Below are 12,740 nucleotides of genomic sequence, written 5' to 3' on the forward strand. Positions count from 1 at the left end.
TTCTCAGCAAGGTTTAGAAGGGATAATCGTTATAACCCATCTGCTCAGAAATTTTACGGGCAGCAGTATGCAGAATAGCGACATACTCATGTAAACGCTCTTCCGAGAAACGCAGTGTCGGGAATGAAATGCTCAGGCCCGCAATCACCACGCCAAAGCGGTCAAAAACAGGCACGCCGATACAGCGCAGGCCTTCTTCCTGCTCTTCGTTATCTTCACCGTAACCCTGCTCACGCACTTTATCGAGCACGGCCAGCAGCTCATCAGTGCTGGTGATGGTACGCCCGGTGCTGCGTTTGTATTCAACGCCTTCGAGGATCTGTTTCACCTCTTCGCGATCGCGCCATGCCAGCAGCACTTTACCAATCGCGGTACTGTACAGCGGGTTGCGACGACCAATACGGGAATACATGCGCAGGTTATACATGGAGTCAATTTTGTGGATGTAGACGATACTGTCTTCATCCAGCGCCCCCAGGTGGACGGTCTCTTTCGTCAGACGAGAAAGTTCACGCATCTGAATGTCTGCGCTACGGATCAGATCCACATTTTGCAGCGCCCGCGCGCCCAGCTCAAACAGCTTCAGCGTCAGAGAGTACTTTTCCGATTCGCCTTCCTGAGCGACATAACCCAACGATTTCATGGTTTGCAAAAAGCGATAAACGGTGCTCTTCGACATCATTACACGCTGCGACAACTCTGTAATACCAATTTCACGCTCTTCTCCGAGCGCCTGTAAGATGCCAAACACCTTCAGCACGGAAGAAACAGAATCTGGCTGCTTATCCAAATCTGCGATTGCCATTTATCACCTCATGGAGAGTGTTTTATAAAATTCAGAACCGGTTTTTATTATAAATTCGTGTCATGTTACCTGCAATCAATCTGCGTTTACTTCGTTACAAATCTGCGACATAAAACCGAATTAACGATGCTAAAATAGTTACTCTGAGAATAATTTCACCTTGAGTCTTTCATTTCCCATGGAAAAAAATCCTTCCGATGGCCTGCCCTTACCGCAGCGGTATGGCGCAATTGCCACGATTATTATCGGCATTTCAATGGCGGTTCTCGACGGGGCTATTGCCAACGTCGCGCTTCCAACCATCGCCAGCGACCTGCATGCCTCGCCTGCCAGCTCCATCTGGATCGTCAATGCGTACCAGATAGCCATTGTGGTTTCACTACTGTCACTCTCATTCCTGGGCGATATGTTTGGCTACCGTCGGGTCTACCAGTGTGGACTGGTGGTCTTTACCCTGACCTCACTCTTTTGCGCGCTTTCGGATTCATTGCATACCCTGACGCTGGCGCGTATTGCTCAGGGTTTCGGTGGCGCGGCCCTGATGAGCGTGAATACTGCGCTGATACGGCTCATTTATCCGCAACGCCATCTTGGGCGCGGTATGGGGATTAACTCGTTTATTGTGGCGGTTTCATCGGCAGCCGGGCCTACCATTGCGGCGGCAATTCTCTCTGTCGCCTCCTGGCAGTGGCTGTTTGCAATCAACGTGCCGCTGGGCATCGTGGCAATCGTTTTTGCCCTGCGCTATCTCCCGGCTAATGGCCCTAAAAGCACCATGCCACGTTTCGATCTGCCAAGTGCAGTGATGAACGCACTGACTTTCGGCCTGCTTATCACTGCGCTGAGCGGCTTTGCACAAGGCCAGTCACTGAGGCTGATTGCCGCTGAAGTGGCCGCCATGCTGGCGATCGGCTTCTTCTTCGTGCGTCGCCAGCTGGCGTTGCCTGTACCTTTGTTGCCGGTAGACCTCTTACGTATCCCGCTGTTTTCACTCTCTATCTGCACCTCAATTTGTTCATTCTGCGCCCAGATGCTGGCACTGGTTTCTCTGCCCTTCTTTTTACAAAGCGTGATTGGCCGTTCAGAGGTGGAAACAGGTTTACTGTTAACGCCGTGGCCACTGGCGACGATGGTGATGGCACCGCTGGCAGGTTATTTAATTGAGCGTGTGCATGCCGGGCTGCTGGGTGCACTCGGGCTGGTCGTGATGGCCGCAGGATTGTTTGCTCTGGCATTGCTTCCCGCTTCGCCAACCGATCTGGATATTATCTGGCGGATGATCCTGTGCGGTGCCGGTTTCGGTCTTTTTCAGTCACCAAACAATCACACCATTATTACTTCTGCCCCACGCCATCGCAGTGGGGGAGCCAGTGGAATGCTGGGTACAGCTCGCCTTCTGGGACAAAGCACCGGCGCGGCATTGGTGGCCTTAATGTTTAACCTCGCCGGACAAAACGGTACTCACGTTGCATTGTTCACCGCCGGAACGCTGGCGACTGTCGCCGCGATTGTCAGCGGACTTCGCGTGACGCAGCCCGGCGCGCAGGCATAAAAAAAGCCGGGCGGAGTGCTCTCCTGCCCGGCTTTATTCTGTCTTTCGCGTTACTTCAGGTATTCACCACTGCGCAGCGCTTCGATACGTTTATCCAGCGGCGGGTGGGACATAAACAACTCACTCAGCGATTTCGATTTACCGTTAATGCAGAAGGCCATCATGCTGTTCGCTTCCTGCGGCTCGTAGCTGGTTTTCAGGCGCTGCAGCGCAGCAATCATCTTCTCACGCCCAACCAGTTTCGCAGAGCCCGCATCCGCGTGGAATTCACGGTGACGGGAGAACCACATGGTAATGATGCTTGCCAGAATACCGAACACCAGTTCAAGTACCATCGAAACGGCGAAATAGATCAGCGGGTTACCGTTGCTCTCTTCACCTTCGTCGCGATTGCCCCCCATAAAGCCTGCCGCGATCTGCGCCAGAATACGTGAGATAAAGATAACGAAGGTATTCACCACGCCCTGAATGAGAGTCATGGTCACCATGTCGCCATTAGCGATGTGGCTAATTTCGTGGGCAATCACCGCCTCGGCTTCATCACGGCTCATGTTCTGCAACAGGCCGGTACTTACCGCAACCAGCGACGCATCGCGACGGGCACCCGTGGCAAAGGCGTTAATATCCGGCGCATGGTAAATCGCCACCTGCGGCATCGCGATGCCCGCCTGCTGCGACTGCTGCGCAACCGTGTTCATCAGCCAACGCTCCATATCGTTACGCGGCTGTTCAATAACCTCACCCCCGACCGATTTGAGTGCCATCCACTTTGACATCAGCAGGGAAACAAAGGAGCCACCGAAACCAAACAGCAGCGCCATAATTAACAGGCCCTGAACGCTGCTCGACTGAATTCCCGTCAGGCTTAGCACGAGCCCGAAAACCACCATAACCGCCAGGTTAGTGGCCAGGAAGAGCGCGATTCGCATCATAATTTTCTTTTAACCTCAGTTTAACAAAGCGCACTATGCGATTACCCACATCGTATGGGTATTGTGGCTATTTTCAAGGTTTCGGGGCGCGTAAGTCACCAGAAAGACACAACTTTACACAATTGAAATTCAGGTTGACGTGAGGATGCAGAACTAAAAAAACAGGCACAATTTCTTGTGCCTGTGCGGGGATTATTTTGCCGGTGTCGGTTGCACGGCAGGCTTCTCTTTTTCCAGCTTCGCCAGGTCGAGCGCGATGTGGACCGTCTCATCAAGATACGGGTCCGGCTCCTGGTAATCTTTTGGCAGATCGTCCAGTTTTTTGAGCAGCGGCTTACCTTCACGTTTGAAGCGGTCGTTGATGCGCGCCAGACGCGTCGCGTCATCTTCGTTGTTCTCTTTCTCACGCTGAGCGTAGTTAAGAGAGACAATATTCCGTTTTTCTTTCAGGGCATTGAAACGCGCAATGTCCTTCATGATGTACTGGAATTCCGGATCTTTCGCGATGCGCTCGTTATGGTCTTTCAGCAACTCAGGGCCAAACGGGGTCATGTCGCCAGACTTCACAAATGTCGCGGCATTGATGCTGTCCCACGGCAATGCGTTATCTTCAAACTTCTCACCCGTTTCCGTCTCTTCGGTGCCCGTCGGCATCATGATGTCCGGCGTGACGCCTTTACGCTGCGTACTGCCGCCATTCACGCGGTAGAACTTCTGAATGGTGTACTGCACGGAGCCGAGCGCAGGCCATTCCGGGCGCAGCATCTGATCGTAAATACGGTTCAGAGAGCGGTACTGCTGCACGGTGCCTTTACCAAACGTCGGTTCACCCACGATCAGCGCGCGGCCATAATCCTGCATTGCGGCAGCAAAAATTTCAGACGCGGAAGCACTGAAGCGATCCACTAATACCACCAGCGGACCTTTGTAGTAGACCACGCCATCGGTATCGGCATCTTCACGCACTTTACCGTTGTTATCACGCACCTGAACAACCGGGCCGGACGGGATAAACAGGCCAGAGAGTGAAACCGCTTCAGTCAGCGCCCCACCACCGTTACTGCGCAAATCGATGATCACGCTGCTGACATTCTGCTTCTCAAGTTTCTGCAGTTGCACTTTCACATCGTCGGTCAGGCCAACGTAGAAGCCAGGAATATCCAGCACGCCGACCTTCTCTTTACCCACGGTTTTCACCGACATTTTCACCGCGCGGTCTTCAAGACGAATACGCTCGCGGGTCAGGGTAACGATACGGGTTTTGGTGCCTTTACCGGCAGGCAGAATTTCCAGGCGAACTTTGCTGCCTTTCGGCCCTTTAATCAGCGCAACCACGTCGTCAAGACGCCAGCCGATGACATCAACCATGCTCTGCCCGGTTTGACCCACACCCACAATGCGATCGCCTACGCTAATCGCTTTGCTTTTGGATGCCGGGCCACCCGCCACCATGGAGTTGATCACGGTGTAATCATCGTCCATCTGCAGCACCGCACCGATACCTTCCAGAGACAGGCTCATTTCGGTATTAAACTGTTCGGTGTTGCGCGGAGAGAGATAGTTAGTATGCGGATCGATTTCGTGGGCAAACGCGGTCATCGCCAGTGAGAACACATCTTCACTGTTGGTCTGCGCCAGGCGACGAATAGCAAATTTGTAACGACGCGTCAGCGTGTCACGAATCTCTTTCTCATCTTTGCCGGTGAGCTTGAGGCTCAGTTGGTCGTATTTCACTTTTCCGTCCCACAGCGCATTCAGCTCGGCTTCATCTTTCGGCCAGGGCGCTTTGCTGCGGTCCAGATTAAAGGTGTCGTTGCCGGTGAAGTCCATTGGACGTTCCAGCACTTTCAGCGCGTATTGATAACGTTCAAAACGACGCTTTTGCGAAAGGTTGTACAGATCGTAAAACAGGTCAAGTTTACCGGAACGGAGTTCATCACCCACTTCGGTTTTACGTTTGGCGAACTGTTCAACATCGCTGGCCAGCAGCACGTTATGGCTGTAATCCAGCAAGTTCAGATAGCGGTCGAAAATTTTGGCCGAAAAGGCCTGATCGAGATCGAACTGACGATAGTGCGAACGAGTGAAGCGCGACGTCACGCGCTCGCTGACCGTCGCATGCTGAGTCTCTTCCTTTAAGACCGGAATTTGGTCAACACGCGTAATATCGTCCACTGCGAAAGCATGGCCTGTTATGGCAAACAGGCCCGCTAACGCGGTGAGCTTAAAAAAAGTGTTCATGCCAGGCTTGGCCTCCGTTTCAGAACAACAAGTGTTCTGCGCGTACAATCATTGACATACCAGAAGTCAGCTGTACACGAACGCCATCTTTGGTGATTTCCAGTACGGTGGCGTCCATCGCATTGTTACCCGCCTTGACCTTCAGTGTCTGGCCTACGCTCAGCGCAGTGATGTCAGAAACCGGAGTATGGCGCGGCTCCTCACGTGGCGCACGCGGAGCTTTAGCGGCTGGTTTGTCAGCACGCGGTTTGCGATCGTTATTCTCATTGCGACGCTGCGCAGGACGCGGTTTACGTTCACGACGTGGCGCGTCTTCCTGGCCATTTGCCGCTGCAGCTTCGCGTTTTTTCGCTTGCTGTTCAGCGCGTTGCGCCTGAACGCGCGCTTTGGCTTCTTCCAGCTGCTTGCGAGCGTGCTCTACGTGCTGCTCATCCAGCTCACCACATGGGTTGCCGTCGAGATCGACACGGGTCGCGCCCGGTTTAATACCGTACAGGTAACGCCAGCTCGAAGTATAAAGACGTAAGGCAGAGCGAAGCTGAGTTTTGCTGAGGTTCATCTCCCCCTCAACGCGCGCGACCAGATCCTGAAAAATACCGACTTTCAGGGGACGAGCCTCACCTTCAGCGCTGAAGCACTGTGGGAAACGCTCGGCCAGAAATGCGATAACTTCTTTACTGCTATTCAACTTAGGTTGATTTTCCATGAAATTTCCTGATTACAACGGACGTTGCCAACAAGCGCAGGCATGAACAGGCGACATTATAATGACGCTATCAGTAAATGCTACGTTATCCGTTGATTATCCTGCGACGCTCGCAAAGAATTTTTGATAATCGGTTGCTGCCAGAACATTTTCCAGATTTGCCACCAGCTCGCGCAACCCTTGTTCGTCCTCGGCTGTAAAGCGACTGAAGTCTGTACTGTCGATATCCAGAACGCCAATAATCTGATTTTTTACCACCAGAGGCAGTACGATTTCAGAATTGCTGGAGGCATCGCACGCAATGTGTCCATCAAAGGCGTGAACATCTTCTACACGCTGAACCTCGTTTGTGGCAACCGCAGTACCACACACGCCGCGACCTACAGGAATACGCACGCAGGCGATTTTCCCCTGGAATGGCCCGAGCACCAGTGTGTCACCTTCGAGAAGGTAAAAACCAGCCCAGTTCACACCGGAGAGACGTTCAAACAGTAATGCACTTGTATTTGCCAGAGTGGCTAAGAAGCTGGTTTCACCTGCCATCAATGCCTGAAAATCGCGATTAAGATCCGCGTAGAATTCTGTTTTGTTCATTATTCAATCACTTAGTTGTCTAACAAATTTACCGCTTTGCCTATTAAAATAAGCATTAAATGCGCTCATGCTCAAGGTGAATCAATTCATGAGTTACTATAACATTCAACAATACTTATCTGTGCGCGACTCATGGCTCTAAAAACACCCAAAATTACGCCGACACGAAAGATCACCGTCCATGCGGTAAGCGAATCGTTGCCTCGTGCACATTATCAGCGTTGCCCTCAGTGCGATACGCTTTTTATGTTGCCGAAGATGAAATCGCACCAAAGTGCCTTTTGCCCTCGCTGTGATGCCAAAATCCGCGACGGGCGCGACTGGTCTTTAACGCGACTCGCGGCCATGGCGGTGACGATGCTGCTGCTGATGCCGTTTGCGTGGAGCGAGCCGCTGCTGAAGCTCTATCTTCTCGGTGTCCGTATCGATGCCAACGTGCTGCAGGGGATCTGGCAGATGACACGTCAGGGCGATCCGCTCACCGCCGCGATGGTGCTGTTTTGCACCGTCGGTGCGCCGCTGGTGTTGGTTGCCGCCATCGCCTATCTGTGGTTTGGCAATATTCTGGGGATGAACCTGCGCCCTGTCCTGCTGATGCTGGATAAACTCAAAGAGTGGGTGATGCTGGACATCTACCTCGTCGGCGTGGGTGTCGCCTCGATTAAAGTCCAGGATTACGCCTTTTTGCAGCCAGGTATTGGCCTGTTCGCCTTTATCTCGCTGGTGCTGCTGAGCATCCTGACGCTCATCCACCTCAATGTGGAACAGCTTTGGGAGCGCTTTTACCCGCAGCGCCCTGCCACACGGCCCGATGAAAACCTGCGCGTCTGCCTGGGCTGCCATTATACCGGGCTGCCTGACGCCCGTGGACGCTGTCCACGCTGCCATATCCCGTTAAGGCTACGTCGCAACAACAGTCTGCAAAAATGCTGGGCGGCGCTGATTGCCTCAATGGTATTTCTGATCCCCGCCAATATGCTGCCGATTTCCATTATTTATGTGAACGGAGGCCGCCAGGAAGATACTATCCTTTCAGGTATTATCTCCCTCGCCCACAGTAACGTGGCTGTGGCGGCGATTGTTTTTATCGCCAGTATTCTGGTGCCATTTACCAAGGTGGTGGTGATGTTTACGCTACTCATCAGCATCCACTTCAAATGCGAGCAGGGCTTACGCACCCGTATTCTGCTCCTGCGATTCGTCACCTGGATTGGTCGTTGGTCGATGTTGGATCTGTTCGTGATTTCGTTGATGATGTCACTCATCAATCGCGATCAGTTGCTTGCTTTTACAATGGGACCCGCAGCTTTTTATTTCGGCTCTGCGGTGATATTGACTATTCTTGCAGTGGAATGGCTGGACAGCCGCTTACTTTGGGACGCACATGAGTCAGGAAACGCCCGCTTCGCCGACTGAAGCGAGAATTAAAACAAAACGCCGCATTTCGCCATTCTGGTTGCTGCCTGTCATCGCGCTGATGATTGCAGGCTGGCTTATCTGGACGAGCTATGAAGATCGCGGAAGTACCATCACCATCGATTTCCAGTCTGCCGACGGTATTGTCGCAGGGCGCACGCCTGTGCGTTTCCAGGGCGTTGAAGTCGGTACGGTTCAGGATATTACGCTCGGAAAAGGACTGAATAAAATTCAGGTTCGGGCCAGCATTAAGTCCGATATGCAGGACGCGCTCCGCAGCGAAACTCAGTTCTGGCTGGTGACGCCGAAAGCCTCGCTCGCAGGCGTTTCAGGGCTGGATGCGCTGGTAGGCGGGAACTATATCGGCATGATGCCGGGCAAAGGTGAGCCGCAGGATCACTTCGTTGCGCTGGATACGCAGCCGAAATACCGGCTTAACAACGGGGATTTGATGATCCACCTACAAGCTCCGGATTTAGGTTCACTGAACAGTGGTTCGCTGGTTTATTACCGTAAAATCCCGGTCGGCCGCGTTTACGATTACGCCATTAATCCCAACAAACAGGGCGTGACCATTGATGTCCTGATTGAGCGACGTTTTACCAATCTGGTGAAAAAAGGCAGCCGGTTCTGGAACGTCTCTGGCGTGGACGCCGATGTCAGCCTGAGCGGAGCAAAGGTGAAACTTGAGAGTCTGGCGGCGCTGGTTAATGGCGCTATTGCCTTTGATTCCCCGGAAAACTCAAGCCCTGCCAAAGCCGATGATACGTTCGGACTGTATGCCGATCTGGCGCACAGCCAGCGAGGCGTGATCGTCAAACTGGCTCTGCCGGATGCAAAAGGGTTAAAAGCGGGCTCAACGCCATTGATGTATCAGGGCTTACAGGTTGGTCAGCTCACCAAAATGACGCTCAACCCTGGCGGCTCTGTTACCGGTGAGATGACGGTCGACCCGAGCGTGGTCGATCTTCTGCGTGAGAAAACGCGTATCGAAATGCGCAGCCCGAAGCTGTCGCTGAGCGATGCCAGTATCAGCAGCCTGCTCACAGGCAGCACCTTTGAGCTGATTCCCGGTGAAGGTCAGCCGAGCAATAATTTTGTCGTCGCCCCGGCAGACAAAGCGCTTCTGCAAAAGCCAGGCGTCGTAACGGTGACGCTGAATGCGCCAGAAAGTTACGGCATTGAAGCCGGTCAGCCGCTGATCTTACACGGCGTGCAGGTCGGCCAGATACTGGAGCGCAAGCTGTCGGAAAAGGGTGTTTCCTTCTCTGCCGCCATTGATCCGCAGTACAGCGATCTGGTTCATGGTGACAGTAAATTTGTGGTTAACAGCCGCGTCGATGTGAAAGTCGGGCTGGATGGTGTGGAGTTCCTCGGGGCCAGCGCCAGCGAGTGGGTAAACGGTGGCGTCCGCATTCTGCCGGGCAACAAAGGCCCCCTGCGCGAAAGCTACCCGCTGTATGCCAATCTGGACAAAGCGATTGAAAACAGCCTGAGCGACATGCCGACCACCACGCTGACATTAACCGCCGAAACGCTGCCTGATGTCCAGGCCGGTTCCGTCGTGCTCTATCGTAAGTTTGAGGTCGGGGAAGTGATCGCCGTTCGCCCACGCGCGGACGCGTTTGATATCGAACTGCATATCAAACCGGAATATCGCAAGCTGCTGACGCCAAACAGCGTGTTCTGGGCTGAAGGTGGCGCGAAGGTGCAACTTAACGGCAGCGGCCTGACCGTACAGGCGTCCCCCTTCTCCCGTGCGCTGCGCGGCGCGATTAGCTTCGATAACCTGACCGGTGCGGGCGGCAATATGCGCAAGGGTGACAAGCGTATTCTCTTCCCGTCTGAAACTGCGGCACGTGCCGTGGGCGGACAGATCACCCTGCATGCTTTCGATGCGGGCAAACTGTCCGAAGGGATGCCTATCCGCTACCTCGGCATTGATATCGGGCAGATCCAGAAGCTGACGCTAATCACGTCGCGCAACGAAGTGCAGGCCACCGCCGTGCTCTACCCGGAATATGTGCAGACGTTTGCCCGCGCAGGCTCGCGCTTCTCCGTGGTAACACCGCAAATTTCTGCCGCAGGCGTTGAGCATCTCGACACAATTTTGCAGCCATACATTAACGTTGAACCTGGGCGTGGTAATGCCCGTCGTGACTTTGAACTTCAGGAAGCGACGATTACCGACTCTCGCTATCTGGATGGCCTGAGCATTGTGGTGGAGGTCCCGGAAGCGGGAGGCCTCGCCATCGGCACGCCGGTCCTGTTCCGTGGCATTGAGGTGGGGACGGTAACGGGCCTGACGCTGGGCACGCTGTCCGACCGCGTGATGGTGGGGCTGCGTATCAGCGAGCGTTACCAGCATCTGGTGCGGAACAATTCCGTATTCTGGCTGGCGTCAGGCTACTCACTGGACTTCGGCCTGACTGGGGGCGTCGTGAAAACCGGTACGTTCAACCAGTTTATTCGCGGTGGTATCGCCTTTGCGACGCCTCCGGGCACACCGCTGGCACCAAAAGCACAGCCGGGTAAACACTTCCTGCTGCTGGAAAGCGAACCGAAAGAGTGGCGCGAGTGGGGAACCGCACTGCCACGTTAATATCAAAGGCTCCGGTGTCACCGCACCGGAGCCTTTATGCTACACTGCGCGTCTGAATTTTTCCGTGTGGTGTCTCCGTGGCTCAAAACTCCGTATTTCTTCCTGAACAATTCCTGGCGCAGATGCGCAAGGCGCTTCCTGCTCATCTCTCATTCGACGATTTTATCGCGGCCTGTCAGCGTCCGTTACGTCGCAGTATCCGCGTTAACACGCTGAAAATCAGCGTGGCCGATTTTCTGACGCTGGTATCACCATACCACTGGCAGCTAACGCCGGTTCCCTGGTGCGAAGAGGGTTTCTGGATCGAACGGGATGATGAAGAAACGCTGCCACTGGGCAGCACTGCGGAGCATTTGAGCGGGCTGTTTTATATTCAGGAAGCCAGTTCCATGCTGCCGGTTGCCGCACTGTTTGCGGAGGGCAATACGCCCGAGCGGGTGATGGATGTTGCCGCTGCACCAGGCTCCAAAACCACCCAGATTGCCGCGAAGATGGGGAACCGTGGCGCTATTCTCGCCAACGAGTTTTCTGCCAGCCGCGTTAAGGTTCTGCACGCCAATATCAGCCGTTGCGGGCTGCATAATGTGGCCCTCACGCACTTTGACGGGCGGGTGTTTGGTGCCGCTTTACCGGAGGCCTTTGACGCTATCCTGCTGGACGCCCCCTGCTCCGGCGAAGGGGTGGTACGGAAAGATCCCGACGCATTAAAAAACTGGTCCGTTGAGAGCAACCTTGAGATCGCCGCCACGCAGCGGGAACTGCTCGACAGTGCGTTCCATGCCCTTCGCCCCGGCGGGACGCTGGTCTATTCCACCTGCACGCTGAATCGCGACGAGAATGAAGATGTCTGTCTCTGGCTGAAGGCGCAATACCCGGAGGCCGTCGAATTTCTGCCGCTGGAGGGCTTATTCGCCTCCGCCAGAGAGGCCATCACGCCTGAAGGTTTCCTGCACGTTTTCCCGCAGATTTATGACTGTGAAGGTTTTTTCGTTGCTCGCCTGCGGAAAACCCACGCAATCGCCCCCCTGCCTGCTCCTGCATTCAAGGTAGGCAATTTCCCGTTCGCACCGCTCAAAGGCCGCGAAGCGGCGCAAGCGGAAGCGGCCGCCAGCAAGGTCGGGCTGGTCTGGGACGAGAGCCTGCGCCTGTGGATGCGCGATAAAGAAATCTGGCTTTTCCCGACTCACATCGAGCCACTGATTGGCAAAGTCCGTTTCTCGCGGCTGGGCATTCGCCTCGCGGAAGTCCATAACAAAGGCTATCGCTGGCAGCACGAAGCGGTTATTGCGCTGGCCGGAAGTGAAAATACCTTTGCCCTGACGCATCAGGAAGCCGAAGAATGGTATCGCGGCCGCGATGTTTATCCGGAAAACGCCCCGTCTCAAGATGAGGTTATCGTGACATATCAGGGATATCCGTTAGGACTTGCGAAAAAGGTAGGCTCCCGCCTGAAAAATAGCTATCCGCGAGAGTTAGTGCGCGACGGGCGTCTGTTTACCGGTAACGATCTCACCGCCTGAAAAAAAACGCACTTTTTTACTGGCGAATTTGCTCTCCTTGTCTAGGCTAAAAAATGGACGGCCTAACTGGTCATACCAGAATTTTAACCCAAACCCGGAGAGCAATATGACGAAAACCAGCGTGCGTATTGGCGCTTTTGAGATCGACGACGCAGAACTGCGCGGCGAAGCTCAGGGCGATCGAACGTTAAGTATTCCCTGCAAATCCGACCCGGATTTGTGCATGCAACTCGATGCCTGGGATGCAGACACCAGCGTTCCAGCAATTCTTGATGGTGAACATTCCGTCCTTTACCGTGAGCATTACGATAGTAAAACCGATGCCTGGGTCTTGCGTCTTGCCTGACCAGAGAGAACCCGCCCGAAGGCGGG

General features: G+C 54.2%; 10 protein-coding genes. 5 read left to right on the forward strand and 5 right to left on the reverse strand.

Annotation, left to right across the window (positions count from 1 at the left end):
* Nucleotides 1-13: 13 nt before the first annotated feature.
* On the reverse strand, nucleotides 14-805 hold the full coding sequence (gene kdgR, locus EoCCA6_RS02880; protein WP_152081391.1) for a DNA-binding transcriptional regulator KdgR: 792 nt from the start codon (nucleotides 803-805) through the stop codon (nucleotides 14-16).
* 178 nt (nucleotides 806-983) lie between these two features.
* On the opposite strand from kdgR, the gene EoCCA6_RS02885 reads away from it, so the two are divergent.
* Nucleotides 984-2,357 carry an MFS transporter gene (locus EoCCA6_RS02885; RefSeq protein WP_152081392.1) on the forward strand — a complete coding sequence of 458 codons (1,374 nt, stop codon included), beginning with the start codon at nucleotides 984-986 and terminating at the stop codon, nucleotides 2,355-2,357.
* A gap of 50 nt (nucleotides 2,358-2,407) precedes the next feature.
* Here EoCCA6_RS02885 and htpX read toward each other — a convergent pair whose 3' ends face one another.
* From htpX to EoCCA6_RS02905, 4 genes are all read right to left on the reverse strand, one after another.
* Nucleotides 2,408-3,289: a protease HtpX gene (htpX, locus tag EoCCA6_RS02890; protein ID WP_152081393.1), complete on the reverse strand. Its 882-nt coding sequence runs from the start codon at nucleotides 3,287-3,289 to the stop codon at nucleotides 2,408-2,410.
* Nucleotides 3,290-3,481: 192 nt separating this feature from the next.
* Nucleotides 3,482-5,530 carry a carboxy terminal-processing peptidase gene (gene prc / locus EoCCA6_RS02895; protein WP_152081394.1) on the reverse strand — a complete coding sequence of 683 codons (2,049 nt, stop codon included), beginning with the start codon at nucleotides 5,528-5,530 and terminating at the stop codon, nucleotides 3,482-3,484.
* A gap of 19 nt (nucleotides 5,531-5,549) precedes the next feature.
* On the reverse strand, nucleotides 5,550-6,236 hold the full coding sequence (gene proQ / locus EoCCA6_RS02900; protein ID WP_152081395.1) for an RNA chaperone ProQ: 687 nt from the start codon (nucleotides 6,234-6,236) through the stop codon (nucleotides 5,550-5,552).
* A 96-nt stretch (nucleotides 6,237-6,332) separates the two neighbouring features.
* The gene (locus tag EoCCA6_RS02905; protein WP_152081396.1) at nucleotides 6,333-6,830 is read right to left on the reverse strand and encodes a GAF domain-containing protein; all 498 of its coding nucleotides are present in this window, start codon (nucleotides 6,828-6,830) and stop codon (nucleotides 6,333-6,335) included.
* A gap of 132 nt (nucleotides 6,831-6,962) precedes the next feature.
* Here EoCCA6_RS02905 and yebS point away from each other — a divergent pair, with 132 nt between their 5' ends.
* The 4 genes from yebS to EoCCA6_RS02925 all read left to right on the forward strand — a co-directional run bounded on the left by yebS (nucleotide 6,963) and on the right by EoCCA6_RS02925 (nucleotide 12,714).
* Nucleotides 6,963-8,246: a membrane integrity lipid transport subunit YebS gene (gene yebS, locus EoCCA6_RS02910; RefSeq protein WP_152081397.1), complete on the forward strand. Its 1,284-nt coding sequence runs from the start codon at nucleotides 6,963-6,965 to the stop codon at nucleotides 8,244-8,246.
* Complete coding sequence (locus tag EoCCA6_RS02915; protein WP_152081398.1) at nucleotides 8,215-10,848, forward strand: PqiB family protein; 2,634 nt, start codon at nucleotides 8,215-8,217, stop codon at nucleotides 10,846-10,848. The genes yebS and EoCCA6_RS02915 overlap by 32 nt, the downstream gene beginning before the upstream one ends.
* Nucleotides 10,849-10,925: 77 nt before the next feature.
* Entirely contained in the window at nucleotides 10,926-12,368 is a 1,443-nt protein-coding gene (rsmF, locus tag EoCCA6_RS02920) for a 16S rRNA (cytosine(1407)-C(5))-methyltransferase RsmF (RefSeq protein WP_152081399.1), read from the forward strand.
* A 106-nt stretch (nucleotides 12,369-12,474) separates the two neighbouring features.
* The gene (locus tag EoCCA6_RS02925) at nucleotides 12,475-12,714 is read left to right on the forward strand and encodes a YebV family protein (RefSeq protein ID WP_006176013.1); all 240 of its coding nucleotides are present in this window, start codon (nucleotides 12,475-12,477) and stop codon (nucleotides 12,712-12,714) included.
* Nucleotides 12,715-12,740 lie beyond the last annotated feature (26 nt).

Source organism: Enterobacter oligotrophicus (genome assembly GCF_009176645.1).
Taxonomy (GTDB): Bacteria; Pseudomonadota; Gammaproteobacteria; order Enterobacterales; family Enterobacteriaceae; genus Enterobacter; species Enterobacter oligotrophicus.